Consider the following 26,980-nt stretch of genomic DNA (forward strand, 5'->3'; position numbering starts at 1 on the left):
AGAGGTTGGGAACGGAAGAGATAAAATTAGAAAAGGCAACGTTTGCCGGTGGATGCTTCTGGTGTATGGTCACTCCGTTTGAGGAACAGCCAGGCATACACGGTATCATATCAGGATATACAGGTGGACATGTCGAAAACCCGACATATGAGCAGGTTAAGACCGGGGAAACCGGACATGTGGAAGTGGTCGAGATTATGTTTGATCCAGAGGTGTTCCCTTACGAGCGTTTGCTTGAGCTATACTGGCCTCAGATCGACCCGACGGACGACGGAGGGCAGTTTCAGGATCGGGGATCGCAGTATCGTACGGCTATCTTTGTACACAATGAACGTCAGCGGCAGCTGGCCGAGCAATCGAAGCAGGATGTGGCTGCCAGTGGTAGGTTCACCCAGCCGATCGTGACGGAGATTCGCGATGCAGTAACCTTTTACCCCGCAGAGGATTATCATCAGGACTATCACAAGAAAAACGAGAAGCATTATAAAGAAGACCGGGCGATGTCCGGCAGAGATGAGTTCATTCAAGCAAATTGGAAATAAAAGAAGCCGGAGCGGCTCCGCAAGGAGCTTTTCCGGCTTTTCTCATTCAATCACGAGTGTTAGGGACTCGATGGAAATTATTTGGCGGATGAAACCTTGAGTGTATATTTGGACAGCGCATCGCCCTTCATGGAATAGATGACATCGTTCGCGTAAGCCGATACACGATCCAGTGATGGAACAGCTGTGCTAACGGTGTATACGTGTATGTCTTCCAAGGTCTGCGGATCAAGAATATATCCTGTTTTGGCAAAATCCAGCTGATATAGTCCGTCCTGTGTCCGGTCCACATTCATGAGCACTGGCTTCGCATCCTGGAATAAACGTTCAGTTACCTTGCCGTTCATCGTGTACAGCTCCAGCTTTGGTCCAGTGAGTACGGTATAACCGTTCCCTGACGTCTGGATGAAGGCATTGCCAGCAATGGCGCGACCCCATGCAAGCTTGCCATCCGGGCCAAATCCCATCAGTCGGTTGCCTGTGCTTGCAAAGTTGGCCCGCATGATGATTGAGCCGTCCTCCAGTATGGCAAGCGATTCTCCACCGCCATCACCTTGCGTATTGGCATCTGCCGGGAATTGATAGAAGGACAGACGGGTGAACGAGGCATCGTAAATTTCAATTTTAGGGTTGGCAGCGGGCTGCCAGAAGCTGCCTGACTTCACCTGTTTGCTTGCATCTACGACAATTCGGTCTTGGCCTGCCTGAAGCACCGTGCCTGAGATCGTTTTCTCGCTCAGCAGTTTTCCTTTTTTGTCATACAGCGAGAGTGTGGAGCGTACAGAGCCGTTTGCCTGCACCCCCTGACTTGAAGCCACCAGCAGATTATCATTATTCATGAGAGAGATATTGGCTGAAGCATTTATATTTTTAACCCAATTGGTCTTACCCGAAGTGTTGAAGGAGTAAAGTTTTTTACTTTTATCCGAATACTCCATGTACACATAGGCTGTACCATTGTTTGTATACCAGGAATTGGAGTAGGTAGTATAAGGCCCGCTTTTCTCATGGAAAATGGTGCTCCATTTGACTTGACCTGTCTTGGCATCCAGTGCCTGCAGTGAATCAAGCTGCCAATCCAGTGTCGTTTTGCTGCTCGTTTTGATCACAGGCTGAGAGGAGTGAACGTACACCAGATTTTTGGATGGTACAGCGTAAATATTGTGGATCATCACGTCTTTCTCTGTATTGGCCTCTGTCAACATCAAGGAAGATGAGGTCCATGCTGGTTTTGGAATAGATTCTGTGGCTGCCGCCGCGTGTGCTGCTGTGTTCATGTTCAGGAAAAGCATGCTGCTGAGCAGCAGGGCAGCCCATGTTGTCGTCTTGTGTTTGTTCGTTGGATACAAGTGAGAAACCACCTTTCGTCTTCGGTCAAAATAGAACCGATGGAAGAATTCTACCATTATATTCTAGTATAATTCAACCAGGCACGTTGTAACCTTTTCGTACTTTTTATATGTAAATTCGTTGTTTAAAGAAGCCTAACAGTTACAGCGCATTCATCTTCTTCCGATGTGTTTCGAAGTTTGATATATTTAGTGCTGTAACATGAGCTGCACGGAAGGTACGGAGCAAGCTGGACAAGGAGAACAGACATGAATTGGAGTGAAAACCTGACTTTATCGATCATCGCAGGCATCGTCCTGTTATTACTGCTGACCTGGATTATAAGGCGGATAATATATCGCGGGCAGCGGATACGAAGCGAGGCCAATCCTCAGAAAATTACGATCAAGGATATTGATCAAATGGAAGATGGCTCCGAATTTGAATTATATCTCTACAATCTGTTAGAGCAGCTGGGCTACGACGAGGTTCACAAAACGACGGGCAGCCGGGATTTCGGAGCAGATCTCGTTTTTGTGGACAGACTGGGCAGAAGAAGTGTTGTGCAAGCGAAGCGTTATGGAGCAAATCATCCAGTGGGTCTGGGCGCGGTGCAGGAAATTTACACGTCGATGCGTTATTATGAGGCAGAACGTTCGATTGTACTGACTTCTGCCAGGTATACGGAGTCCTGCCGAATACTGGCTGCGGTGAACGGGGTAAAGCTGCTGGACCGCGAGGATTTGATGGAGCTGATCCGTCTCTTCAAATCGCGCAGGCTGGACGAGGCGCTGGAACTGATCGAAGAGGATGACCACGAGCCCATTGAAACGTGGCAGTCTCGGCGCAGGCGCACTTGATATCAGACAGGCGCGGTCTGGGGCGCGGGGGTGGAGGGGGTTCTTTTACATGAAAGGGATGTAGAACGGGTCTCAGGCTTAGCTGCACCTTCACTTGTAACGCTGCACATGATATATTGAACGTATATCAATTGAAGGAGTGTGTAATGGGTTATGGCACGTACACAGACACAAAAAGCGCTGCGCAAAGCAGTACGGTCAGGGCAGTGGTGTCCCGAGCAAAGCCGGAGAATCAATGGAGATTATGGGGCGTTATCCCAGCATGTTCGTCTGACGCCAACCAAACAGGAAAAATTGCAAAAGGTCAAACACAAGAAGCAGATCATCCAGGATGGTGGTGCTTCTTTTTATTTTGTTCTGGAGCGGAGGGTGTTAGGAGGCGTTCACCAGGAAGGCTGATTGTATGAGTGAATACTGCATAAAATACGGTATAAATACTGCATTAAAATGAAAAAAGAGAGAAGCTGTGCAGCTCCTCCCCATAATAAAACGATATCAACTTTATGACTGAACAAGATGTGGGATTTCCACGTTCGGATCTACGTCAGCTTCATAATCGACGCCATCGGTTTCGAAACCGAACAGCTGGAAAAACTCGCGGCGGTAGCCTTCCAGATCGGACAGGTCATAGATGTTCTCGGTTGTCAGCTCGTTCCAGATCTTCGCAACTTCCTCCTGAACGTCTGCTCTCATCTCCCAATCATCGATCCGAATACGTCCTTGCTCATCGGTCGGCACATCACCGCCCGCATACAGACGATCCGCAAACAGTCGCTGCAGCTGTTCGATGCAGCCTTCATGCAGTCCTTTTTCCTTCATCACTTTGTACAAAGCGGAAATATACAGCGGCACAACCGGTATTGCAGAGCTGGACTGGGTGACAAGCGCTTTGGCTACGGTAACGTAGGCACGTCCGCCTGTTGTACTCAGATGCTCATGCATTTTGCGTGCTGTTGCTTCCAGGTGATCCTTCGCCTGACCAATGGAGCCTTCACGATAGATCGCATGTGTCAGCTCAGGCCCGATGTAGGAGAAAGCAATGGTCGTAGCGTTGTCTGCAAGTACGCCGCCTTGCTGCAGTGCATCCATCCACAGCTCCCAGTCCTCGCCGCCCATCACGTTGACGGTCTGACGAATCTCTTCTTCTGTAGCAGGTTCAAGCGTGACCGAACTGATCTCACCTGTATGGAAGTTTACGGTTTTGTTCGTATAGGATTGTCCAATCGGCTTTAGCACCGAGTTGAACACTTCACCTGTATTTGGATCGGTACGGCGCGCGGAAGCAACGCTGTAAACGACCAGATCCACCTGACCGAATTCGCTGCGGATCAGCTCGACGGCTTTGTCGCGGGTTTCGTTGGCAAAAGCATCACCCGTGATGCTATAGGATTTCAGGCCTGCGGCGTCAGCAGCCTTCTCGAAGGCTGCAGAGTTATACCATCCGGCAGAAGCGGTACGCTTGTCCGTAGAGCTGGACGGGCGGTAGATACCGATTGTATTGGCTCCTGCTCCAAAAGCGGATACGATCCGTGAAGCCAAGCCATAACCTGTAGACGCACCAATGACAAGCACGTTGCGTGGGCCCTGGATGGCTGGCTGGGATTTTACATAATCAATCTGCTCCTGAACTTGTGCCGCACAGCCGACAGGATGGGACGTTGTGCAGATAAAACCACGTGTTCTTGGTTTAATAATCATTATTGTGACACCCTTTCGTGTTCAATTCATGTTTTAATCATGGTCAAAGCATAATCGTTTCATTGTGCTGCTGCTCGTCCTCATACTCCACATGTTCCATACTCTTCATGCTTTAATCGTTCCCGACTCTGCATGAATGCTCTAATGTGGGTATGCATCTTCCCTATTGTAAAACAATTATGTTCGAAACGGAAACCGTTTTGATCATTTTTACTGCAAGTCTGGCTATTGAGGGGTTATTTTGGGATGATAGGTTTTATCAGGATGATTAGACTTCTTGCGAAGCGAGAAGGTATCAGATTATTTTTATTGATGAAAAGGTTATAACGTGATGATGAAAGGATAGACTTGGCATGTTAAAAGAACGGATTGAGTATTTGAGCAAACGAAAACAAATTGCACGCAAAGACCTTGTAGAAGGTCTGGTTACGCAAGCTCATTTTGCCAACATTCTCGCAGAACGGTATCCGCTGCCCGAGGATCTGGCGGAGAGTATTGCCGGGCGTCTCGGTGTAAGTGCCTCCTATTTGCTGAGTGCCAATGCTCAAGACGGGCAGACGATGGCGCGGGCAGAGCAGATTTTTGCACAGATGTCTGTGCCGGCCACCATGATCCCTGAGGAAGAGGTGCATGCGCTGGAGGATCGACATGATTCACTCATGATCGAGTTAACAACGGCTCTCATGAAGGCAGTATATTATCAGCAATTAAATGATGCTGCGGCGCATGAATATATTCATACGTCGTATCTAAACTTTTATCTGGAGAAGCTTGGCCGCCCGGATGATGTACAGCTTCCCCGGCCGCTCAGCAAAGCGCTGCTTTTCTATAAAATTCAATATTATCGGTCCAAGCTGGCTTATGTGGATGTGCTGACTCACGTGACAAGACTGAGCAGCCTGACGGAGCCGGGCAGTGAACTGTGGCTGTCCATTCAGAATGTTCAGATGGAGGCATATATTCAGACCCGGCAGTACGAGGCGGCGAAAAACACGTTTGAACAGACGATGAAGCATGTCTATGATCAGCGTTTGTTTCACCGATTGTCCGGTCTGTATGTGGCCTACAGTGGCTATTGTTTTACGATGGGGCTTGTGCAGGAGGCGCTGTCAGCCTTGTCGATGGCAGAGGCGAATTTGGTATATGCCGGGAATCCGGGGGATCTGGTGACTGCGATTGCGAACAACCGGATTGTGATGTTAACGATGTCAGGTGAACTCGACCAGGCACAGGCGGAGATTGAGCGCTTCGAGAACCTGCTCCGTGCCGAAACGGAGGAGACCCAGCAGGCGATGAAGCCGCTGCTCTGGGTGTACCGCTGCGAGGTAGCCTCGGTCCGAAAAAGCTGGGGCGTGCTGGCGCAAGGGGTACAGCAGCTGTTAAGCTGTGCTGCCACAGAGGATCAGCGGATGAATGCCGTTTTCTATCAAAGCCAGCTGGCTCTGGCGCACGGTGAACAGGATGTATTTTTGACGCATGCGCAGGCATGTTTGCCTTATTTCGAGAATATCCGGCAGTCAATGCGTTTGGAGTCTTTATATGAAGGACTGGCTGTAGTGAGTGAGGATCAGCGGAGGTACAAGGAAGCAGCAGCGTATTATCGCAAACTGGTGTATTTGCTGCGCAAATCCCGCTAAAGGTCGGGCGAGGTGGCAAGGTGTGTTGAAATCTGGAGAAATAGTAAGGTCTGGAGGGCTAGTCGATGCGGTGAAGTGCTCGAAGGAAGGTGGGACATAAAGAAGGTAAAGCTGTGGACGGGTGAGGGAGGTAGGAGAGGATATGAAAGAAAAGTAAAGATATGGGCGTCGGGGGCGGAGAGATGGATATAGAGCAAGTAAGGATATGGGCAAGCATGATGGTAGGAGGGAGTGAAGGAAAGTAAACTAATAGATAGTGGGCGGCGAGTGGCAAAAGAGCATTAAAGAAAGTGAAGCGTGGCTCGATAAACTAAGTAAGGTAAAGTAAGTAGGGAAAGCGAAAGTGTAGTGGTAAGGCAAAGTAACTTTAAAGATTTCTATGGGGAGACTTTGGTTAGAATGCTATGGCAGTTTTGGTTTTATAATTCTAACGATTTCAGGAGACGTTATTTGACCGATATCACACGTTTTTATTTTCTAACGATTTGAGGAAGCTCTATTTAGGGTTTTTGATGTAAAAATGGGCAATTTTCTGGCGATTTCAGTGAAATAAGGTTTCTGGGAATCGTTACAATTATAGAAGGCCGTATATCGCTAAAATAAGCTTATCTGGATTCGTTAGAATCTTTAGGTGCGCCTGGCTCATGTTCAAATAAGGAGAGTGCATCTTAGGTTTCAGATTGAACCGCTCTGGGGCTTTTTTGCAGGTTACTTTTAAGGTTACATATGTATCAAAAAGAATCAAAAAGTGGGTGTCGGGCTGGATGAGCAACTGTAATTCAAGGTAATGTTACAAAAATAAACGCTTGAATGTTTATTAAGTCAGGCCGAATATTCATTTTTATTGGGGAAAGCAGGGCACAGGGGCAAATATCTCGATGAAGTTGTGTCTGTAACAGACGCATCTGCTCGGTTTTTTTGTATGTGCCCGGATGTGTGTTCAGGGCTGTAACGTTGTGTTTATAATTAAGCATACCCAATAAAAAACAAATGAGGTGTTCGATATGATGGGATGGTTTACACGTAAAAATAAACAGGAAGATGCGATTGCCAAAGCGGATCGCACGATAAATAGCGGGCTTACGGGTTTGCTGATGAAAGGTTTTGTCCCTAAAGAACATCGGGATGCCATCAATCAAAGTTTGGACTCGGCTAAGCAGGCACAATTGGCTGCCAGCGGTTCGCTGCCCCTGACGGCAACCGGGACCGTGCTCAGTGTATCGGATACGGGGAAATTAATTAATTTTGATCCGATTGTGGTACTTGTGCTTGAAGTGACTGAAACGAACGGCCTCACCTATCAGCGCACGATGGAAACATTGGTGTCCAAACTGCAGATTCCGCGTACCGGTGATCGTGTTGGTTTGGGGCAGAATCCGGCAAATCCGTCTGAACTGATCTACATGGGGCTGCTGTCGGTGTAGGAAGAGCGGCATGAAGGAGTTTCGAGATTGGATCAAGTTTATCTAGAATCAGGTCGATACTGTTGCAGCACTTGTAAACTCATATCGAGAAGAGATGTAACAGGGTGTAGCGTTTCATGGGCAAGAATATAGGTGAAATAAGAGAAGATTATTAAATTGTTACAGATAACAACGTTAAATAGACATAAAAAGGGTGGTTGTTGACATGAGTCGTTTTTTCAGAATAATAGGCCTGCTTATGGTGTTGGGGGCGGGATTTTCTCCCGTGGTTGCGCAGTGGCTCTGGGATGATCCGTTTATGGTCATGCAGGCGTGGTGGTTTAAACCGATGATTTTTGGCGGAATTGGGCTGATGGTGTTGACATCTATATTGGGTACAAGTCTGGGACAGCGCAAGATCAAATCAGGACAACCAGCGCTTGGCGTCATTCAAAGTATACAGCAGACGGGCATCTATATTAATGAGCAGCCTGAGGTGCGAATGACGCTGAAGGTATCTCGTCAGGGACGGGAAACATATGATGCTGAACTGAGAAGTGTCATTCCGTTGACCTCGTTGTCCCAATTTCAGCCGGGCAGTGTTATTCCACTTGTCGTGTCCGAGAAGGATGAGCGCAAGGTCGGGCTGGATCGGCATGGAACGGTATCACAAGAACATATGCAGGAGCTGTTGAATGAAAAGATGATGCAGCAGGGCATCGCACCCGAGGTGGTGGATATTGCCCGCACAGGAGAGAAAGGGCTGGCTAAAATTGTGGAGGTTACTCCCCTTGGTAACGGAAGCAACGGCAACATCAAGCTGCAGCTTAAATTAAGTATTACGAAGCCGAACGGGGAAACCTTTGAGGTGACCACGCAAAAGGAAATTGTTCCCTCTGCGCTGTCTCAGGTCCAGCAGGGACATATCATTAACGTCTTTTATTCCAGACAGGACCCTTCCAAGGTCGCCCTCGCACTTCAAGTGCAGGAGCAGCAGTTGAATCAGCTGTTCTCGTCCTGAACGTGCAAGTCATGAAAGCTATGCCTGCCCTGAGTCAGAATGAGGACCGGAGCAGGCTTTTTATTTTTCCAACGGTCTCTTATAGGAGGTTAGAAACGTGAAACGTCATCTCGAAGCGGACTGCATCAGCATTTCCCGAAATGAGGAGAAAAGAGGCTGCGCATGCTGTTCAAGCTTCTCCCGGCTGTGCTGCTGTTCATCCAATAATGATTCGTGATCAAACCACACGACAGCATAGTCGTGCTCTTGATCAGGATTATTCGTATCCCAACACACAGGTCCCGCTCCATCTTCATAGGAAGCAAATGGAACATATCCCGCCTCAATCAGTATTGGCCATGCGGACCAAAGCTTGCAAATTTCCTCCAGAGGGGAGTCCGAAGGCAGGTTGGGCAATGCAATTGTACATCCATCGTAACGGAGATATACGTTAAGAACGTATCTAGTGCTCAGATAAGCCGCGTACAGCGGCGGCACAGAAAAAGCGGGAGCGCACGCATCAGAGCGAGGTCTGATCCAAGCATCAGCCAATTCGTCAATCTGCTCCCCGGTAACTGCTGAATCCAGCATTCTCCAGCGAACCCAGCCCTCTTCGTCGACCTCACCATCCTGCATCTCCACAGGCACGCCCGCGTCATTTTCATCCATTTTGGCTGGAAGGGACATCAGTATATCCCGGTGGGGGGAATCAAAGTATGCATCAAGCCAGCTTTGGATGAAAAGCCGCTCCTCCTTCAGTATCTGTGTGTCACCCAACGTGTTCACAGCCTTTCTGTTTTCCATTTTTCACTTCATCAAATGCATTACAATGCACGTTAAACGATACCTATCCGCATGCGATAAGAGAATAACACTTCCTTGGAGGCTCCATCAAAAACAAGCTCAGCCTGGCGTCTGAAGTCATCCGCAAGCTCATTCAATTCTGCTGCACCGAGCTTCAGCGCCGTTTGCAGACCACCTTGGCTGAGCGCCAGATTGGCATAACGGTCAGCGGTAAACGGCTCGTAATGATGGAATACGATCTCGCGGCTGTAGCGGAACAGACCTGACTGCCGGATCTGCTGCAGATGTCCCTCCTTGCTCCATTTATGTGCCTGCTGCTCTGCACTCGACAGACGTGAGGCAAGCTCGTCTGCAGTGCTTACCAACTGCTCATAGGCTGCTTCGAGCTGCCAGTCCAGCACTGGCGGCCAGTCACAATCGTAGGCGGCAAAAATGCCACCAGGACGCAGCACCCGTGCAAACTCACGCAGGGTGTATGCCGGTTCCATCCAGTGAAACGATTGGGAGCAGGTCAGGATATCCACGCTGTCATCTGGCAAGCCGAGGTCATGGGACATACCTGCCGCAAAGCGAAGCTGATCCGGCTTGCCTGTTGCTTCCCATTTGGCAATGCCCACACTGCGCATATCATCACTGGGCTCCACACCGATAATACGCTCGGCATCGTTCAGCCAGATCCAGGTGGATAATCCTGTGCCGCAGCCGACATCAGCGACGAAGCGAGGTTTGCTTCCCAGATAATTCGTAAGTATATCGACAATTTCTCGGGGAGCAGAGGGCCTGTTTTGATCATAGAGTGTGCCGAATCCTTTAAAGCGTTCCACATTATTACGCCTGATTTGCTGATTCATCGTTATGCCTCCCAACATCGTTTAACGGCTATCCATATTTCCTGGATACCTCAGTACCTCGACAGTTCATATCCCTGAGAAGCTGAACAGCTCAATATCTGAGCAACTCAACAGCTCAAAACCTCAAAACATGAACATGCTATTTCCCTTAATAGCTTTATGATATAGCCATATACTATATTGTATCATCATGCGCAGCTTCGTGCCCATCATCTTCCAGCAAGAGTGAATGAGACACTGCATCCTGATGTCTGCGGCGCAGCTCCTGTCGCACTGCCGAAGGCTTGATTACAGTTACTTTTGAGCCAAAGGAGAGCAGAAACGAATATAATCGCTCACCCTCTTCAATCTGAAGCGAAACGCGCAGCTTACCATTTGTTTCTTGCTGAATCAAAGCAGGGTCGAGCAGATCATAGACGCGGTAGGCGACGGATTGCTCAAACAACAGCTCCAGTTGAATCAGCTCAGGCTGCTCCTCGGCGGGTTTGTCCTCAGCGGGTGTTCTTCCTGCGTCTATATTCTCTTCTTTCATCGGCGCTGACAGTGTACGTTCATATCCACCGGGTACGAATCGAAGTTCTGTTATACGCTTGATTTTATAAGTCAGTAGATTGTCTGTCTTATGCTGATCGCGTTTCAGACCTTTGAAGTACCACGTATTGTTCTTAAAAATAAGCTTGATCGGTAAAGCAGTCTCTTCGCTCTCCTCCCCGTTCGAGTCCACATAATGGAATGAAAGCAGCTGGCTGGCGAATATCGCCTGTTTTACTTGATTAAACTGCTGCACCTCCTGCTCGGGAATGCTGCCCCAGGGAGAATACTCAAATTCAATCCAGTCCAGTTTATGATTAAAAAGGGTCGTTAATCGCCCTAACATCCGGGCGCTGTTCAGATGAGGAATAGCACTGACGCTGTACAATCCCAGCAAAATTTCATTTTGCTCATCCTCACTCAGCAGTGACTTGTCCATGACATAGTGGTCCATCAGATGAATGCCGCCATGTTTGCCTGTTGTCGTATAAACGGGAATACCTGCCGCACTCAGGCGGTCAATGTCCCGATATACGGTACGAACGGAAATTTCGAACAGGCGGGCAAGCTCCGGTGCGGTCGTTTTCTTTTTTTCCAGCAACAGCAGCAGCATTTGAAATAATCGGTTATGTTCCATAACAAAATTATATCATGACAGCCCTTGTCAGGGTATAGGTGCTAGACTTGGGGTATAACGTTATATTTCACAGTGAAGCTAAGAAACAAAGACTTGCTCCAGCAGGAGTTAACTTAAAGAGGAGGAACGCAGCATGAAAATGAAGGACGGATTTTTCTGGGGCGGCGCAACGGCGGCCAATCAGTTTGAAGGCGGATGGAACCGGGATGGCAAAGGGCCGAGCACAGCGGATATGATGACAGGCGGCACACACACGACACCGCGCCGGATTACGCCTGTACTGGAAGAGGGCACGTATTATCCAAGCCATGAAGCAGTGGATTTTTACGGGCATTACAAAGAAGACATTGCCATGATGGCGGAGATGGGTTTCAAAATGTTCCGCATGTCAATCAACTGGTCCCGAATTTACCCGAACGGTGACGACCTGGAGCCGAATGAAGAGGGCTTGAAATTTTATGATAACGTCTTTGCCGAGTTGAAAAAATACAACATTGAACCTTTGGTAACGATCTCCCACTATGAGACTCCATTTGGATTGACGCAAAAGTATAACGGCTGGGCTTCCCGTGAAGTGATCGACTTTTATATCCGCTATTGCACTACCTTGTTCAATCGGTATAAGGATCAGGTGAAATACTGGCTGACCTTTAATGAAATCAACTGTCTGACGATGCCACTGGGGGCATATATGGCAGGTGGATTGTTGTTCGAAGGAAAAGAAACATTGACCGATGGGGTAGATCAGCCGCAGACCCGCTTTCAGGCGCTGCATCATCAATTTGTCGCTAGTGCCAAAGCGGTGAAGCTGGGGCATGAGATCAACCCGGATTTCAAGATCGGCTGTATGGTTGCGTTCATGACCACGTATCCAAACACATGTAACCCTGACGATATTTTGCTTGCGCAGAAAAAGGACCAGCTGTCCAATATGATCTGCGGCGACGTGCAGGTTCGGGGTGCCTATCCGGGCTTTGCGAAACGTTTCTTTGCAGAAGAAGGCATCGAGATTCAGATGCAGCCGGAAGACGAGCAGACGCTGCGCGAAGGCTGTGTAGATTTCTATTCCTTCAGTTATTACATGACTCTGGTGGAAAGTGCAGATGCATCGCTGGAGAGAGCGGAGGGCAATCTGCTGGGCGGCATCAAAAATCCGTATCTCGAAGCCTCCGACTGGGGCTGGCAGATCGATCCCAAGGGACTTCGCTATACGCTGAACCATCTTTATGACCGTTATCAAATTCCGCTCATGGTTGTTGAAAATGGTCTCGGTGCGGTAGATGTCATTGAAGAGGATGGCTCGATTCAGGATGACTACCGGATTGATTACCTCAAAGGTCACATTGAGCAGATGAAAGAAGCGGTTGCGGACGGCGTAGATCTCATCGCGTATACGATGTGGGGCTGCATCGACCTTGTGAGTGCATCCACCGGAGAGATGAAGAAACGTTACGGCTTTATTCACGTCGACAAAGATAATGATGGCAACGGTGATCTAAGCCGCACGCCGAAGAAGAGCTTCTATTGGTACAAAAATGTGATTGCATCCAACGGTGAGGAATTGTAAAGCCGGAAGGTGACATAGGAAAAACCTCTTTCCATTACAAAGCACCCGCCCATTCCTGTATTCAGGAACGTGCGGGTGCTTTGCTGTGTTTTAGGCCAGACAGAGTGATCAGAACAGATTGCTATTAAAAGGCTTGTCTTCCTTGCAGGCAAGCATCAGGCGGACACGCGGCTAGACGAGACTGCTGGTTTGTAATCCGGACAGCCGCTGCAGATAACGCCTGTAGAACCAGATGCAGGTAAATAGCCAGCATCCGCTAATAAAGTAGCCACCAACAACATCACTGGGATAATGCACACCCAGATAGATACGGCTCATACCGATGGTCAGAATAAAGGCTGCACTGGCTACCATCATGAATACCCGTCCCGTAAAGCTGGGGATATGCTTCCAGATCAGAAAAGCCAGTCCGCCGTATAGACTGAATGAGGCCATAGAATGTCCGCTGGGGAAGCTGTATCCACTGATTTCGATAATGCGGTGAATGGTGGGGCGAGCCCGCCCAAATGCAACTTTGAGCAGCGCATTTAACAAGGTAGAGCCGACAAGCACACTGGCAAGAAACAGCAGCTCGCGTCTGTGCCCCAGGTAGAGATAGAGCACCAGCATAGCAAGAATCGTGATGATGACGACTTGCCGCCCGCTGCCAATCCAGGTGAAGAATTGCATCCATCGGGTCATACCGGGGGACTCCATCCCTTGAATCCAGCTGATCAGCACATCATCAAAGCGATGGATCTGGTTGTCGCTGATCGATAGCGCAATGCCGATAAAAGCGCATAAACTTAACGCTGCAGCGAGCAGCGAAAATGAAATTTTTGACGTCCAATGGTTCTTCAATAATTCAAATCCTCCGTGATATATGATTCCTATAATTGTAGCTATTCAGAAGATCATGTATATACTGATGATCCTGAACATAGTGTTAACCATTTTACAATAAAACAAACAAAAATCAAATGGAGGTGTTTTTAAAGATAAGGCAGCGTATAAGAGGGGGGAGATTGAAGATGAGGAAGAAGAGGAAGGTTGTCACAGTTGTTCTGATTCTGATGGTGTGTGCAGCAAGCTTGTTCGTTTGGTCGGGGGAAAGAGCATATGCATGCAGCTGCGTGAATTCCACGGCCAAGGAGAGACTGGAGACGCACAGTGCGGTGTTTACGGGGAAAGTCGTAGAAATTGGCGGTAACTTCATGTCGATAGTTAACAGTCAACAATACAAGACATACACGCTGGATGTGGATACGGCATGGAAGGGTGTGGATTCAAAACGGATGAAGGTCCTGATCAGTGATATGGATGAGGCCGCGTGTGGAACAACATTGGAGAAGGATCAGCTGTATCTGATCTTTGCTAGTAAGGATGAGAGGGATGGCAAGCTGTACAGCAGCTTGTGCAGCTTCAACATCCGGCTGGAAAAAGCCGAAGATGCGGCAAAAATATTAGGAAAGGGGACTTCTGTCAGCTCCGATGATTTCAGATTCAGCAGCGGGTACCGCAGCCCCTGGATGATTGCTCTTTATGCTGGAGGCACAATTGCATTGCTTGGACTGGCAGGCGGCTGGCTGTGGAGAAGGAAGAAAAGGCAGGTTTAATCTGCTCAAGTATTAAAGGTATAACGTGTTGCGGCACACTAAAGGATAATCTGCTCAATCATTGTGGCTGATTGTTCAAGTAACCCCCTTATGGACGTATATACCTTCTGTAAGGGGGGTGATATGATGAGCCTGTTTTTCTGCATGTCTCTAGTCTGTCTGTGTATCTCTAAGTCTCTACGTCTGTAAGTGTTCTGGTTGAGCATTTATTTAATCCTGTGTCCAACCTTCATGTCAGCGCTGCAGCTGCAGCATGTATTCATATGCGGTAACGCCGAATACCCGCTTGAAATGTCTGTTCAGATGTGTCAGATCCACGAAGCCGCAGTCGGCTACAGCGGCGTAGAGGTCCTTTTGCTTTTCCAGGGCTTGTCTAGCGTGTTCAACCTTGCAGTTCAGGAAAAACTGGTAGGGTGAAATCCCGGCACAGGCTTTGAATTCTCGAATGAATTGAAACTTGGATATGCCGAATTCCGCAGAAAGATCGTCCAGCTTGAGCACGTCTGCGGTGCTGCAGAACATGATTTCTTTAGCTTTACGAACGAGGCTGTCCTGAGGCTTCCAGAGCTTGGCCGGCTGTTCTTCCCGGGCAAGCATCTGCACCAGATCATAGAGCCGGGTGCTGCACTCGGCTTCGTTTTGTCTGTGCTGCACGGCATCGTTCAGCATCAGAATGCTGCGGGCAAGCTTCGGATCATAGACGATAGGAGTGGAGAAGCGAAGTTCTTTTTTACCCATAATCTCTTCAACGAGTTCGGGCTTCAGGTAGAGCATGACATAGTCAATGCCCTCTTTATCATAGGAGCTTCCGTCATGGAGCTGCTCCCGGTTAAACAGCATGACACCGTTCGGATGCGAAGCCTGGTAGTGACCGTCCAGATTATACTGCTGGATACCGCGCAGCGTTACCCCTACAGCATATTCCTCATGGCAGTGCTTTTTATAGGTGAAATCGGTGAAGCTGGCGGACAGGGCCAGCACGTCTTGTGATCTTCTGTAACTAAACTGTTCCATGCCGCACACCTCCGCAGATTTGTTCATTCATGAGATAAGACCTGATACTATAATGGCTGAGTATATCAAAAAAAGAGCCATCAGCACACTGCATGTCCGCTGGTACCGATTCAGCAAGGAGCGAAAAACGGTGCCGAACACAACCCAGCTCGAATACGCCAAAAATCCGATACATGTAATCAGCATAACATATGCAAACGCAGACCACGATTCTGCAGCGACATAAGGAAGTACATAGGCCGGAATGACGGTAAACGTAAACAGCACCACCTTGGGATTCACAAACTGCATCATCAAACCGTTCCAGAAGCCTAAAATGGCCTGTGGAGCAGCCTCGGTAGAGCCCATGCGATAGACCTGATAAGCGAGATACAGCATGTAGATGCTGCCAATGACCTGCATGAACCGTAATATTCCCGGCAGAATGTCTGCGAGTAACTGATTCAGAAAAGCAGAAGCGGCCAGCAGCAGACCAAACGCCAGCGTAGCTCCCCATACATAGGGCATGGTACGGCGTGCGCCTACCTTCTGTGTGGAAGAGAGAATGACAATATTGGCGGGGCCTGGGGTGAAGGTGACAACGATACAGTAGATTAAAAAAGATAGTATATTCATCTTGAGCTCCTTCTTGGATGATAGATTTTAAATTTCACGATCATTGTCGTAATCATACGGCGAAGCAGGCGCTCGTTTATAGTACATTATTGCAGAGTGGTTCCCTTTTTGAATGATTGCGTTTACAATCTATAACGAAGTGAGGGGTGGTAGACATAGAACACTTGAGGAAGTGAACGAGATGAAAAAAATGCTGCTGGTCTATATAGTACTGATTGCGGCGTTTGCTCTGTATGTATTGAGGTTTGAATATACCAGTCAGGTGAACAGCTCGTGGGAGAATCGTGGCCTGCGCGGTGATCTGGGCGAGACGTACATGATGATTACGTTCCAGTCGGGGCTGGAATATTGGAAAAGTCCCTTGAAGGGGTTTGAGGATGCTGCGGATGCGCTTGGAGTAACCGTCGAATATCGCGGGGCTACACGATATGACGCGAAGGAGCAGACAACGGTGATTGAGCAGGCGATTGCACGTAAACCTGCGGGTATAGCCATATCAGCGATTGACCCGAAGTCGTTAATTCCAGCCATTAACAAAGCGGTGGAAGCAGATATTCCTGTAATTCTGTTCGATTCCGATGCCCCGGGCAGTCAGGCGTATTCTTTTCTCGGAACAGACAATTACAAGGCGGGGGTAACGGCAGCGGATAAAATGGCCGAGCTGCTGGGCCGTGAAGGAGAAGTGGGTGTATTAACGTCGCCGGGACAGCAAAATCATGAGGAACGCACAAAAGGATTCCGCGAAACCATTCAGCAGCGGTACCCTTTGATGCATGTTGTTCAAGTCGCAGATGGACATGGCGATACACTGAAATCCCGGGACGAGACGCTGCGTATGATGAAGGCGCATCCGAAGCTGGCGGGCATATTTGTAACCGAGGCAACGGGAGGGGCCGGAGCTGGCGAAGCTGTGCAGAATGCAGGAAATGTACAGAAGCTGCATATTATTACTTTTGACACCAACAAAGCAACGCTGGATCTCATCAAAAACGGGACGATATCCGCCACGATTGCTCAGGGAACCTGGAATATGGGATATTGGTCGCTTCAATACCTGTTCCATCTGCACCATCACTTGACCGTGCCTGCGCCATCGTCTTCCGGGGAAAACGCGCCGCTGCCAGTTACGGTGGATACGGGAATTTCCGTTGTGACAAGCTCGAATGTGGATGATTATTATGCCAAATAACGATCATGAAGTTGAGAATAACCTCGGAAATCGCAGAACATGGCGATCTGTAGCCGGAGAGTATGTCCGCCGTTTGCGTTTACGCAATATGCCGTTGCGGTATCAGCTGATGCTGCTGTTTTTGCTTTTTGCGATCGTGCCATCTGTAGGGTTGGGCCTGCTCGTCAACTGGACGGTAGAACGGGTAGTGGAGCGGCAGGTCGAGGGACATACGATGCAGCTGATTGGCAAGGTTAATGAAGCGTTGAACACCAAGATGGAAAACTTGCAAAATATGACCTATTTGATTGCGTTTGAACCCGATGTGGATGCTTTTATGGATGAGAAGCTTGCCGGAGACGGGGATCGGCTCAACAGCAACAACAGCAAAAAAACATTCATGGGTCAAGGGGATGCAGAGTCTGATCAGAATCGCCTGTATGGCATGAAGCAGACTTTGCAGGGCTTCACAACGTTATATCCTGAAATTGCTGGCATCGTGCTGGTGAACGGGAAAGGGGATTACGTCAGTAATGATATGTATCCGCGAACCGCGGTCAATCTGACCCGGGAGGAATGGTATCAACGGGCCGCGGCACAACCAGGTATTTTTACGGTGCTGGGTCAGCCGCGGGAGCGTAATATGACAACACATGTGCGATATAAGGAGGATGAGATTGTATCCGTTGCCCGCTCGATTACGGATGAGACGACCGGACTGGTGAAGGGCGCTGTGCTGATTGATCTCAAGCTCAGGTCTGTGTCGCAGGCAGCACGTAATGTGACTCTCGGGAAATCCGGTTATGTTATGGTTACAGATGCTGCGGGAAGGAGTGTGTACAAGCCGGAACATCCGCTAATTGATCATATCCCGACAAACTGGTTTGCGGCGGGAGAGAGCGGAACATTTACTCAGGTGGTGAAGGGCGAGACGTTATTGTTCATGTACCAGTCATCCACCTTTACGGGCTGGAGAACAGTCGGGGTATTTCCAACCAAAGATTCGATAACCGAGGTGAGGCAGATTCAGTTTTACGTGGTCAGCTTTGTCTTCGTTGTATGTTTGTTTGGTCTGAGCGCATCCTTATGGTTCTCCCGCTCGATTGCCCAGCCGATTTTCCGACTGATGTCATATATGCGCAGAGCGGAGACAGGCAACCTCAGTGCAGGCCGCTGGAGTGATCGTACGGATGAGATCGGTATGCTGGGAAACAGCTTTAACCGCATGCTCAGCCAGATTCGTCAGCTGATCTCGCTGAATGAGCTGCGTGAACGGCAGAAGCGTGATGCGGAGATGCGCAGCTTGCAGGAGCATATCAAGCCTCATTTTCTATATAATACGCTGGATACCATTCACTGGATGGCTCGGAAGGAAGGGGCAGACGGTGTGTCGGATATGGTTGCTGCGTTGTCCCGCCTGTTCCGAATCGGACTCAGCAAGGGACAGGACTATATTCCGCTCCGCTCTGAACTGGAGCATATCCACAGTTATTTGCAGATCCAGCAGACAAGATATCGTGACCGTCTTCAATATACGTTAAACGTGCCTGAAGAAATACAGGGCCTGTATGTACTGAAGCTGCTGCTCCAGCCGCTGGTGGAAAATTCCATATACCATGGCATCAAGGGTAGACGAGGCCCGGGCCATATCGGGATAGAGGGAAAAATAGAGCATGGCAGGCTGCATCTGACGATTCAGGATGATGGTGCGGGCATGAGCAGCGAACGGCTGACCGAGATGCTGCAGCTGCTGGATATGCCCATGGAAAGCCTGGAATCGAGTTCGCCGGAATGGACGGGGAAAAGTTACGGCATGCTGAATGTGCAGGCACGGTTAAGGCTGGCGTTTGGAAGGGATTACGGTATTACGCTGCATAGCAGCCCTGGGGTGGGAACCCGTGTTACGATTGTTCATCCCCTCATGCGGGAGCAGCCAGCAGTTGTGCTTCCCCCAGCTAAGCCAGAAGATAACCAAGAGCGACAGTAAAAGGAGTGAACAAGGTCGTGGATGATATAAAAACACCCGCAAATGCAGCGGATACGCTGTATCGTGTGCTGATTGCAGACGATGAGCCGATTATTCGGGAAGGCATACGGGAGGCCATGGATTGGGCTGCGCTTGGTATGCAGGTGGTCGGCGAAGCCGAGGATGGTGAAGAGGCACTCGAACGAGCGGTTGAGCTGAACGTTCATGTCGTGCTGGTGGATATGAATATGCCGTTCCTGAATGGGATCGGGCTGATTCGTGCTTTACAGGAGCAGTGCCCGGGGGTGAGATATTTGATCATATCAGGCCATGATGAATTTGCTTACGCGCAGGAAGCAGTGCGTCTCGGCGTAGAGGATTATATCCTGAAGCCTGTTCAGGCAGAGCAGCTGAAGGCTGCACTGGAGCGGCTTCGTCAGCGGCTGGATGAAGAGCATCAGCGGACAGCGTATGTTAGACAGGCCGCGCAGCAGATAGAGCGTAACATCCCGCTGCTGCGCCAGCGATTTTGTCAGGAATGGATGGAGGGCGAGCTTGGCGAGAAAAACCTCACAGAGCAGCTTGCCTTTCTGCAACTGCCCTCTGTGTCACCCGTTCAAGTTGGTGTTGTGCGCTGGCCTGCCGCGGAAGCACGTCAGACTATTTTGCGAGAGAATGATCGCCAGCTGTTTCTGTTTGCCGTAGAAAATATTATTACAGAGCTGCTCGAGAAACGTCCGCATGTGCTCTTTCGCGAGGGGAGCGGTCTCATCGGCATCTGTCTGTGGCAGGAGGCTGGAGAGGAAATAGCATCTCTGCTGGAGCAGCAGATCAGTGCCTGCCTGAATATTGCAGTACATGCCTATGTCGAGTCTCATACGGGAACGCTCGAAGAGGTGCCGGAGACGTACAGGCACTGCCGTGCACAGGTATACGAGGAAGTGAAGCTCTCCCCGCTTGTGCGCAGGGCACGGCAGTTAATTCAGGAGGAATATGCGGAGCGGGAGCTGACGCTGGAATCACTCGCATCCCGTCTGCAAGTGTCGGCAGTGTATCTCAGCCGTGTGTTAAAAAAAGAGCTGAACGATTCCTTTGTTACACTGGTTACACGCGCCCGCATTCGTAAGGCTGCTCAGCTTCTGGACTCTACTGCGCTCCCGATCCACACGATTGCTGAACGAGTAGGGTATGATACACAGCATTATTTCAGCACAGCCTTCAAAAAAACGATGGGCATCTCTCCTGCTCAATATCGCAAAAATGGAGGGACGGGCAGTTCATCTGCCGGCCCGATTTAAAGTAAACCCACCGCTAAAGCTTCATTGCTGCGGTGGGTTTTTCGTTGCCTGCTTCCATCAAAAGTTAAATTTTTATAAAAAAGGTTCAAAACCTGCAAAGACCACACGTAGTTGAAATGCTACGATAGGAGGCAGAAAGGCATAATGACTGCGTGATACTCGCCCGGTTGTAAGCGTTATCTCGGTAATGAATCGGAACGTAAAGACGTGAAGAAAGGGGAACTTCATATGAAAAAAGGAGCAATACTTATCTGGCTTCTGATAATGGCCTTGATGCTCTCGGCCTGTAATCTGGCTGAAAGTGATGTAGGCAGCAAGGAAAAAGGATATGTCGGTATATCCATGCCTACCAAATCATCGGAACGCTGGGTGGGAGACGGGGAGAACATGGTTCGTCTGTTCCAGGAGCAAGGATACAAAACCGATCTGCAGTACGCAGAGGATGTCGTCGAAAATCAGATCTCCCAGATTGAGAACATGATTACCAAGGGTGTGGATGTGATGGTAATCGCATCGGTGGATGGCAACACGCTGACAGATGTGATCAAGAAGGCTCATGACGAAGGCATACAGGTCATCTCGTATGACAGGCTCATCCGCAATACACCTTATCTGACGTATTACGCTACGTTTGACAACTTTAAAGTGGGCGTGCTGCAAGCCTCCTACATTGAACAGAAGCTGGGACTCAAAGAAGGCAAGGGACCATTTAACATCGAGCTGTTCGGTGGATCACCGGATGACAATAACGCTTACTTTTTCTTTGACGGAGCAATGTCTGTGCTGAAGCCTTATATTGATTCCGGCAAGCTGGTCGTACGAAGCAAACAGATGACGATGGCACAAATCGCTACATTGCGCTGGGACGGGGCACTGGCTCAGGCACGGATGGATAACCTGCTGAGTGCCTACTATTCGGGCGATAATCTGGATGCGGTGTTATCCCCATATGATGGCATCAGTATCGGGATCATCTCATCTCTGAAAGGCATCGGCTACGGCAAGCCGAACAAACCACTACCGGTTATTACCGGACAGGATGCGGAGCTTGCCTCGATCAAATCTATTGTGGCCGGGGAACAGACACAGACGGTCTTCAAGGACACACGTAAGCTTGCAGAGAAAACGGTGGAGATGGCCAATAGCATTTTGCAGGGAAAACAAGCAGAAGTGAATGATACGAAATCATATAACAACGGATTAATGGTGGTTCCAGCTTACCTGCTCGACCCAATCTCTGTAGATCGAACCAATGTCGAAAAAGATATTGTGGGCAGCAAGTATTACACGAAACAGGAGATTGGTTTGCCATGAGGTAGATCAAGAAATAGGGCTGCCGTAACGCATAATCCAGGAAAGGAGCACATGCCATGACGGACATCATTCTTGAAATGAAGAACATTACCAAAACATTTCCCGGTGTCAAAGCGCTGGAAAACGTCAATCTGAAGGTGCGGGAAGGCGAGATTCATTCGATATGCGGTGAGAATGGCGCAGGCAAGTCTACGCTGATGAAGGTGCTGAGCGGGGTATACCCCCATGGAAGCTATGAAGGAGATATTTTGTTCCGCGGCAAAACGTGTGAATTCAAGGACATTAAACAGAGCGAGGAACTGGGCATTGTCATTATCCATCAGGAACTGGCGCTGATCCCGTATCTTTCGATTGCAGAAAATATATTTCTCGGCAACGAACGTGCCAGCAAAGGCATCGTGAACTGGAAGGAAACCTTTGTAGGAACGCGTGAACTGCTGGGCAAGGTGGGCTTGAACGAAAATCCGAACACCCTTGTATCCAGCATCGGGGTAGGTAAGCAGCAATTGGTTGAAATTGCGAAAGCGCTCTCCAAAAAAGTGCGTCTGCTCATTCTCGATGAGCCAACTGCAGCCCTGAATGAGGATGACAGCGAAAATCTGCTGCAGCTGATGCTGGAGTTCAAAAAGCAGGGCATCGCCTGCATCCTGATCTCCCATAAGCTGAACGAGGTGTCCAAGGTTTCGGATGCGGTGACGATTTTACGGGACGGCAAAACGATTGAAACGCTCGATATGAAAAAGGACAACGTCACCGAGGATCGCATCATCAGCGGAATGGTTGGACGGGACCTGACGAATCGTTATCCTGAACGTCATGCCACCATTGGTGACGTGGTGCTGGAAGTGAAGGATTGGACGGTGTATCACGAGCATCAGGCGGAGCGCAAGGTGCTGGATCAGATCAACATGAACATCAGACGCGGTGAGATCGTAGGGATCGCGGGACTGATGGGTGCAGGACGTACAGAGCTGGCGATGAGCATTTTCGGCAAATCGTATGGTCGCAACATCTCGGGACAGCTGATCAAGGACGGCAAGCCGATTCAGAACAACAGTGTGACAGAGGCAATTCAGAACGGTTTCGCTTATGTGACAGAGGATCGCAAGGAATATGGACTTATTTTAATGGATGATATCAAACGCAACATTTCACTCACCGGACTTGGCAAACTGACCCGTAATGCCGTTGTGAACGAACACGAGGAAGTGCTGGTTGCGGAAGAGATGAAAAAAAGCATGAACATTAAAGCGCCTAACATTCTGCAGAAAACAGGCAATCTGAGCGGAGGCAACCAGCAGAAGGTGGTGCTGAGCAAATGGATTTTTGCCGGGCCCGATATTCTGATACTGGATGAGCCGACGCGTGGAATCGACGTAGGTGCCAAGTTCGAAATTTATACGATTATCCATAAGCTTGCTGCCGAAGGCAAGGGTGTGCTGGTAATTTCCTCCGAGTTGCCGGAGGTTCTGGGTCTGTGTGACCGGATTTATGTGATGAATGCCGGACGAATCACGGGTGAAGTCAGCCGGGAGCAGGCATCGCAGGAAACATTGATGAGATATATGACCAAGTCTGGAGGCGGTAAGCATGGAAACGGTAACTAAACTGTTCAAAAATAATATACGTCAATATGGCATGATCATTGCCCTCGTTGTCATTATGCTTCTGTTTGAAGTGCTGACGAGTGGGCTGCTGCTCAAGCCAATTAATATTACGAATCTGATTTTGCAAAACAGCTACATTCTGGTCCTCGCCATCGGCATGGTGCTGGTTATTATTACAGGTCATATCGACTTGTCTGTCGGTTCGATCGCAGCCTTTGTCGGCGCCGTAGCCGCCATCATGATGGTGGATTGGCAGCTGCCAGCGTGGCTTGCAGTTATTGCATCCCTGCTGGTCGGTGCACTGATTGGTGCATGGCAGGGCTTCTGGATCGCATATGTACGGATACCGGCCTTCATTGTGACGCTGGCAGGAATGCTGCTGTTCCGTGGTTTGACGATGATTGTGCTTGAAGGGCAGTCCATCTCTCCTTTCCCTGCCGGATTCCAGAAAATAAGCTCCGGTTTCCTGCCGGACGTTCAATTCTCCGGTCTGGGTCTGGTGTCCATTATTGTGGGGATTGCACTTACGATCTGGTACATCATTAATGAACTGCGGGAACGCGCATCCCAGCGCAAGTATGGCTTTGAGGTTGTATCTCAAGGGCTGTTCCTGCTCAAACTGATTGTGGTCGCTGCGGTCACGAACCTGTTTACATTTGTACTGGCAAGTTATGCAGGTATTCCAAACATTCTGGTGCTGCTGTTTGTGCTGATCGTAGTGTATTCCTTTGTCATGAATCGTACCGTCATGGGACGACATGTATATGCACTTGGAGGCAATGAGAAGGCGGCAGGACTATCCGGGGTGAAAACGAAAAAAGTAACCTTCTGGGTGTTCGTGAACATGGGTACACTGGCTGCGGTATCAGGTCTGATCTTTGCCGCACGTCTCAATGCGGCTACACCGAGAGCAGGTACGAACTTTGAGCTGGATGCCATCGCGGCCTGCTTCATCGGTGGAGCGTCGGCTTCAGGCGGGATCGGAACGGTGTTTGGTGCCATCATCGGTGGTCTGGTTATGGGTGTGCTGAACAACGGGATGTCGTTGATCGGTCTCGGTATCGACTGGCAGCAGGGAATCAAGGGTCTGGTGCTGCTCCTGGCGGTAGCCTTTGATATCTATAACAAAAATAAAAGAGCGGCATAATATGAACTTAGCGAAAAGGCTTGGCAAACGCCAAGCCCTTTTTGACTTTATTTTGGAACGGCAATCCATAATGTCCATGAATCTTTTTCAATAATCGGAGCTGTATTGTTTTTAAGTTTGCTGTTAATAAACACAATCAGCTCGCCAAGCTCATGGTCTGTTAATTCATGAAGAATCGAGCGTCCGGTCCGCTGCGCCAGATCTATATTTAATGCAGCCAGGTCCTGATGAACACACCTGGTTTCCCAAAGCTGCACTGTTTTAACGATCACGAATCCATTGGAATCAAGCGATCTTTGGACTTCATGGGCTTCGTGCCGACGGGAGCGTTCCATGTCAATCAATTCAGGATACTTTTCGAAGAAGTAACCCCTAATATGATGTTCATCCCCTGGCAATAAACAATCTTCTGGTGTTCTGTCTTGAATGATGAATACACCATCTCTTTTCAGGATACGCTTAGCTTCTTGAAAACAGCTGTCTAAATCTTGCAGATGATGAATGAGCGCTCTTTCCAGGACGATATCGAATGTATTGTCTGGAAGTCCCGAGCTGTAGGCATTGCCTTGTCTGAATGTGACATTGCTCAAATTCTCACAATGCTTGGCAGCACCTTTTAACATCTCTTCCGAAAAATCTATTCCAGTGACATGCTTCGCTCCTGAATTTGCTAAAGCTTGGGTATAAATGCCCCCGCCGCAGCCGATATCAACAATTTCTTTACCAGCTATGCCTGCATGCTCCTCAATCAAAGAGAGCCAAGATGCATCCGCAGTTCTGGTCGTATACGTCATTCTGTTGCGTTGATCGTGAAAATCGATTGGCACAATAACCACCTCTTGTTTCATTGTGTGAAACTAAGTTTCGTTTTATGATATATTTTAACGATACCATATTTTTCTTTATGGTCAAGAGGTTCAAGCTTATACCCGTCCCAACGATATAAGTCGTGAACTATTCAATTACACGTTAACGGAGAGAACAGAAGAAACTGATCCTGACCTCGGATCATCTACTACATCAACGCACCTATGAAACGAGTGGCGATACCAAAGTAGATAAACAGTGACAAAATATCGTTCAATGTTGTAATTAGCGGGCCGGAAGCTACAGCAGGATCGACCTTGAAGCGGCTGAGAAGGAGCGGAATGCAGGTGCCTGTCAGTGTGCCGATGATCAATGTAAAGAACAGGGAAACACCGATGATCATACCGAGCAGCCAGTCACCTTGCCAGATATATGCGATCACAGTAATCAGCACGCCGCAGACCAGACCAATCATCATGCCGACTTTAATCTCTCGTATAATCAGAGCAAGCACCGTTGTTCTGTCCAGCTTGCGTCCAATCAGTCCGCGTACCACAACAGCGAGCGACTGCGTTCCCGTATTTCCTGTCATTCCGGCAATCATGGGCATGAAAAATGCGAGCGCGACAACCTGATTCAATGTATCCTCAAAAAAATCCACAATGCTCCCCGAGATCAGACCGATCAATAGCAGCAAAATAAGCCAGGGCAACCTGCGTCTGACCGCAACGAGTGGTTTGGTATCAAAATCAATATCCTTGCCGCCGCCGCCCATCTTGGCGAGGTCTTCACTGGCCTCATCCATAATAATGTCAATGACATCATCCATCTGGATGATTCCGCACAGACGGTTGTTCTCATCTACAACGGGCAGAGCCATGAATTCGTAGCGCTGCAGCAGCTGGGCTGCTTCCTCCTGGTCCATATCTACGGTGGCGTGGATGACCCGTCTGGTCATCAATTCCTCTACCTTGGTTTTGTCATCGGCCAGGGCGAGAGAACGATAACTGACAACACCAGCCAGCTTGCCTTCATCGTCGGTGACATAGAGGTAGCTGGAAGCGGAGAGGTGCAATGTACCCTGCGATTGTCGCAGTGCTTCCTTCGCTGTATCGTGAGTGAACAGGGTACGATAACGGTCTGTCATAATTCGTCCGGCCGTTTCCGGCGGATAACTGAGTACAGACCGGATGATGGCGGAGTGATCCAGGTTCATGCTGGACAGCAATTCTTCCCTGCGCTTTGCAGGCAGATCGTGCATGAAGCGGATGAGGTCACTTTTATCCATCTGCTGCATGACTTCCAGTGTACGTTCTGGCCCGAGTCGTTCAAAAAGTTCAGCCTGCTCGTGCAGCTTCAGGTTCTCGGCCAGATCGGCCAGCGTATCCGGCTTGAATAAAAGAAGAAAGCGATTTTTGTCGTCTTCCGGGAACTTTTTATAGATGAGTGAAAGATCATAGGGACGCAGTTCCTTCACAAGTTTATAGAATTCCGGCAGATTCCGGGATTGTACATGCTGCGTAAGCTGCAAGGTGATTTCCTCAAGAGAAAGCTCTTTGGTCGTCTGTGACCTTTTCATATCGACACTCC

The 26,980-nt window shown here is 49.0% G+C and carries 24 protein-coding genes; 14 read left to right on the plus strand and 10 right to left on the minus strand.

Annotated features, from left to right (window positions below):
- Positions 1-5: 5 nt before the first annotated feature.
- Entirely contained in the window at positions 6-542 is a 537-nt protein-coding gene (msrA, locus tag HNR77_RS15365) for a peptide-methionine (S)-S-oxide reductase MsrA (protein ID WP_260410585.1), read from the plus strand.
- A 77-nt stretch (positions 543-619) separates the two neighbouring features.
- Here the strand turns inward: msrA and HNR77_RS15370 are convergent, their stop codons facing one another.
- A complete protein-coding gene (locus tag HNR77_RS15370; RefSeq protein ID WP_184185890.1) occupies positions 620-1,891 on the minus strand; it encodes a hypothetical protein in 1,272 nt (423 codons plus the stop codon).
- A 249-nt stretch (positions 1,892-2,140) separates the two neighbouring features.
- Here HNR77_RS15370 and HNR77_RS15375 point away from each other — a divergent pair, with 249 nt between their 5' ends.
- Both HNR77_RS15375 and HNR77_RS15380 read left to right on the plus strand, forming a co-directional pair.
- A complete protein-coding gene (locus HNR77_RS15375; protein ID WP_184185893.1) occupies positions 2,141-2,731 on the plus strand; it encodes a restriction endonuclease in 591 nt (196 codons plus the stop codon).
- A gap of 153 nt (positions 2,732-2,884) precedes the next feature.
- Positions 2,885-3,130, plus strand: a complete 246-nt coding sequence (locus tag HNR77_RS15380) for a hypothetical protein (RefSeq protein ID WP_184185896.1) — start codon at positions 2,885-2,887, stop codon at positions 3,128-3,130.
- Between the two features lie 102 nt (positions 3,131-3,232).
- Here the strand turns inward: HNR77_RS15380 and fabV are convergent, their stop codons facing one another.
- On the minus strand, positions 3,233-4,429 hold the full coding sequence (gene fabV, locus HNR77_RS15385) for an enoyl-ACP reductase FabV (RefSeq protein ID WP_184185899.1): 1,197 nt from the start codon (positions 4,427-4,429) through the stop codon (positions 3,233-3,235).
- A 353-nt stretch (positions 4,430-4,782) separates the two neighbouring features.
- Between fabV and HNR77_RS15390 the strand changes: the two genes are divergently transcribed.
- The 3 genes from HNR77_RS15390 to HNR77_RS15400 all read left to right on the plus strand — a co-directional run bounded on the left by HNR77_RS15390 (position 4,783) and on the right by HNR77_RS15400 (position 8,490).
- Positions 4,783-6,066: an XRE family transcriptional regulator gene (locus tag HNR77_RS15390; protein WP_184185902.1), complete on the plus strand. Its 1,284-nt coding sequence runs from the start codon at positions 4,783-4,785 to the stop codon at positions 6,064-6,066.
- Between the two features lie 1,004 nt (positions 6,067-7,070).
- Positions 7,071-7,490 carry a hypothetical protein gene (locus HNR77_RS15395; protein ID WP_184185905.1) on the plus strand — a complete coding sequence of 140 codons (420 nt, stop codon included), beginning with the start codon at positions 7,071-7,073 and terminating at the stop codon, positions 7,488-7,490.
- 205 nt (positions 7,491-7,695) lie between these two features.
- Complete coding sequence (locus HNR77_RS15400; protein WP_184185908.1) at positions 7,696-8,490, plus strand: hypothetical protein; 795 nt, start codon at positions 7,696-7,698, stop codon at positions 8,488-8,490.
- A 105-nt stretch (positions 8,491-8,595) separates the two neighbouring features.
- Here the strand turns inward: HNR77_RS15400 and HNR77_RS15405 are convergent, their stop codons facing one another.
- The 3 genes from HNR77_RS15405 to HNR77_RS15415 all read right to left on the minus strand — a co-directional run bounded on the left by HNR77_RS15405 (position 8,596) and on the right by HNR77_RS15415 (position 11,292).
- Positions 8,596-9,273: a hypothetical protein gene (locus HNR77_RS15405; RefSeq protein ID WP_184185911.1), complete on the minus strand. Its 678-nt coding sequence runs from the start codon at positions 9,271-9,273 to the stop codon at positions 8,596-8,598.
- Between the two features lie 32 nt (positions 9,274-9,305).
- The gene (locus HNR77_RS15410; RefSeq protein WP_184185914.1) at positions 9,306-10,124 is read right to left on the minus strand and encodes a class I SAM-dependent methyltransferase; all 819 of its coding nucleotides are present in this window, start codon (positions 10,122-10,124) and stop codon (positions 9,306-9,308) included.
- Between the two features lie 175 nt (positions 10,125-10,299).
- The gene (locus HNR77_RS15415; protein WP_221443860.1) at positions 10,300-11,292 is read right to left on the minus strand and encodes a helix-turn-helix transcriptional regulator; all 993 of its coding nucleotides are present in this window, start codon (positions 11,290-11,292) and stop codon (positions 10,300-10,302) included.
- A 133-nt stretch (positions 11,293-11,425) separates the two neighbouring features.
- Here HNR77_RS15415 and HNR77_RS15420 point away from each other — a divergent pair, with 133 nt between their 5' ends.
- Positions 11,426-12,859: a glycoside hydrolase family 1 protein gene (locus HNR77_RS15420; RefSeq protein WP_184185916.1), complete on the plus strand. Its 1,434-nt coding sequence runs from the start codon at positions 11,426-11,428 to the stop codon at positions 12,857-12,859.
- 171 nt (positions 12,860-13,030) lie between these two features.
- Here the strand turns inward: HNR77_RS15420 and HNR77_RS15425 are convergent, their stop codons facing one another.
- Positions 13,031-13,699 carry a phosphatase PAP2 family protein gene (locus HNR77_RS15425; protein ID WP_397366886.1) on the minus strand — a complete coding sequence of 223 codons (669 nt, stop codon included), beginning with the start codon at positions 13,697-13,699 and terminating at the stop codon, positions 13,031-13,033.
- 170 nt (positions 13,700-13,869) lie between these two features.
- On the opposite strand from HNR77_RS15425, the gene HNR77_RS15430 reads away from it, so the two are divergent.
- Positions 13,870-14,454 carry an LPXTG cell wall anchor domain-containing protein gene (locus HNR77_RS15430; protein WP_184185919.1) on the plus strand — a complete coding sequence of 195 codons (585 nt, stop codon included), beginning with the start codon at positions 13,870-13,872 and terminating at the stop codon, positions 14,452-14,454.
- Positions 14,455-14,688: 234 nt separating this feature from the next.
- On the opposite strand, the gene HNR77_RS15435 is transcribed toward HNR77_RS15430, so the two are convergent.
- Together HNR77_RS15435 and HNR77_RS15440 are read right to left on the minus strand one after the other, a co-directional pair.
- The gene (locus tag HNR77_RS15435; protein WP_184185922.1) at positions 14,689-15,468 is read right to left on the minus strand and encodes an AraC family transcriptional regulator; all 780 of its coding nucleotides are present in this window, start codon (positions 15,466-15,468) and stop codon (positions 14,689-14,691) included.
- 27 nt (positions 15,469-15,495) lie between these two features.
- A complete protein-coding gene (locus HNR77_RS15440; protein ID WP_184185925.1) occupies positions 15,496-16,083 on the minus strand; it encodes a LysE family translocator in 588 nt (195 codons plus the stop codon).
- Positions 16,084-16,264: 181 nt separating this feature from the next.
- Here HNR77_RS15440 and HNR77_RS15445 point away from each other — a divergent pair, with 181 nt between their 5' ends.
- The 6 genes from HNR77_RS15445 (at position 16,265) to mmsB (ending at position 24,583) form a co-directional block, all read left to right on the plus strand.
- The gene (locus HNR77_RS15445) at positions 16,265-17,272 is read left to right on the plus strand and encodes a substrate-binding domain-containing protein (protein ID WP_184185928.1); all 1,008 of its coding nucleotides are present in this window, start codon (positions 16,265-16,267) and stop codon (positions 17,270-17,272) included.
- 88 nt (positions 17,273-17,360) lie between these two features.
- A complete protein-coding gene (locus HNR77_RS15450; RefSeq protein ID WP_184186079.1) occupies positions 17,361-19,238 on the plus strand; it encodes a cache domain-containing sensor histidine kinase in 1,878 nt (625 codons plus the stop codon).
- Between the two features lie 17 nt (positions 19,239-19,255).
- Positions 19,256-20,515 (plus strand): response regulator, encoded by a 1,260-nt coding sequence (locus HNR77_RS15455; protein WP_311768632.1) that lies wholly within the window; start codon positions 19,256-19,258, stop codon positions 20,513-20,515.
- Between the two features lie 228 nt (positions 20,516-20,743).
- Entirely contained in the window at positions 20,744-21,829 is a 1,086-nt protein-coding gene (gene chvE, locus HNR77_RS15460) for a multiple monosaccharide ABC transporter substrate-binding protein (RefSeq protein WP_111270778.1), read from the plus strand.
- Positions 21,830-21,885: 56 nt separating this feature from the next.
- Positions 21,886-23,436 carry a multiple monosaccharide ABC transporter ATP-binding protein gene (gene mmsA, locus HNR77_RS15465; RefSeq protein WP_184185931.1) on the plus strand — a complete coding sequence of 517 codons (1,551 nt, stop codon included), beginning with the start codon at positions 21,886-21,888 and terminating at the stop codon, positions 23,434-23,436.
- Positions 23,420-24,583: a multiple monosaccharide ABC transporter permease gene (gene mmsB, locus HNR77_RS15470; RefSeq protein WP_111270776.1), complete on the plus strand. Its 1,164-nt coding sequence runs from the start codon at positions 23,420-23,422 to the stop codon at positions 24,581-24,583. The genes mmsA and mmsB overlap by 17 nt, the downstream gene beginning before the upstream one ends.
- 47 nt (positions 24,584-24,630) lie before the next feature.
- On the opposite strand, the gene HNR77_RS15475 is transcribed toward mmsB, so the two are convergent.
- Positions 24,631-25,410 (minus strand): class I SAM-dependent methyltransferase, encoded by a 780-nt coding sequence (locus HNR77_RS15475; protein WP_184186082.1) that lies wholly within the window; start codon positions 25,408-25,410, stop codon positions 24,631-24,633.
- Between the two features lie 188 nt (positions 25,411-25,598).
- On the minus strand, positions 25,599-26,969 hold the full coding sequence (mgtE, locus tag HNR77_RS15480; protein WP_184185934.1) for a magnesium transporter: 1,371 nt from the start codon (positions 26,967-26,969) through the stop codon (positions 25,599-25,601).
- Positions 26,970-26,980: the final 11 nt, after the last annotated feature.

Source organism: Paenibacillus sp. JGP012, from assembly GCF_014203995.1.
GTDB classification, from domain to species: Bacteria; Bacillota; Bacilli; order Paenibacillales; family Paenibacillaceae; genus Paenibacillus; species Paenibacillus silvae.

Coding starts and splice junctions, on each gene's coding strand:
- HNR77_RS15375 (WP_184185893.1), top strand. CDS start 2,141: ATGAATTGGAGTGAAAACCTGACTTTATCGATCATCGCAGGCATCGTC.
- HNR77_RS15440 (WP_184185925.1), bottom strand. CDS start 16,083: ATGAATATACTATCTTTTTTAATCTACTGTATCGTTGTCACCTTCACC.
- HNR77_RS15380 (WP_184185896.1), top strand. CDS start 2,885: ATGGCACGTACACAGACACAAAAAGCGCTGCGCAAAGCAGTACGGTCA.
- mgtE (WP_184185934.1), bottom strand. CDS start 26,969: ATGAAAAGGTCACAGACGACCAAAGAGCTTTCTCTTGAGGAAATCACC.
- HNR77_RS15395 (WP_184185905.1), top strand. CDS start 7,071: ATGATGGGATGGTTTACACGTAAAAATAAACAGGAAGATGCGATTGCC.
- HNR77_RS15390 (WP_184185902.1), top strand. CDS start 4,783: ATGTTAAAAGAACGGATTGAGTATTTGAGCAAACGAAAACAAATTGCA.
- HNR77_RS15435 (WP_184185922.1), bottom strand. CDS start 15,468: ATGGAACAGTTTAGTTACAGAAGATCACAAGACGTGCTGGCCCTGTCC.
- HNR77_RS15410 (WP_184185914.1), bottom strand. CDS start 10,124: ATGAATCAGCAAATCAGGCGTAATAATGTGGAACGCTTTAAAGGATTC.
- HNR77_RS15450 (WP_184186079.1), top strand. CDS start 17,361: ATGCCGTTGCGGTATCAGCTGATGCTGCTGTTTTTGCTTTTTGCGATC.
- fabV (WP_184185899.1), bottom strand. CDS start 4,429: ATGATTATTAAACCAAGAACACGTGGTTTTATCTGCACAACGTCCCAT.
- HNR77_RS15400 (WP_184185908.1), top strand. CDS start 7,696: ATGAGTCGTTTTTTCAGAATAATAGGCCTGCTTATGGTGTTGGGGGCG.
- mmsB (WP_111270776.1), top strand. CDS start 23,420: ATGGAAACGGTAACTAAACTGTTCAAAAATAATATACGTCAATATGGC.
- HNR77_RS15445 (WP_184185928.1), top strand. CDS start 16,265: ATGAAAAAAATGCTGCTGGTCTATATAGTACTGATTGCGGCGTTTGCT.
- HNR77_RS15415 (WP_221443860.1), bottom strand. CDS start 11,292: ATGGAACATAACCGATTATTTCAAATGCTGCTGCTGTTGCTGGAAAAA.
- HNR77_RS15420 (WP_184185916.1), top strand. CDS start 11,426: ATGAAAATGAAGGACGGATTTTTCTGGGGCGGCGCAACGGCGGCCAAT.
- HNR77_RS15405 (WP_184185911.1), bottom strand. CDS start 9,273: ATGGAAAACAGAAAGGCTGTGAACACGTTGGGTGACACACAGATACTG.
- HNR77_RS15430 (WP_184185919.1), top strand. CDS start 13,870: ATGAGGAAGAAGAGGAAGGTTGTCACAGTTGTTCTGATTCTGATGGTG.
- mmsA (WP_184185931.1), top strand. CDS start 21,886: ATGACGGACATCATTCTTGAAATGAAGAACATTACCAAAACATTTCCC.
- chvE (WP_111270778.1), top strand. CDS start 20,744: ATGAAAAAAGGAGCAATACTTATCTGGCTTCTGATAATGGCCTTGATG.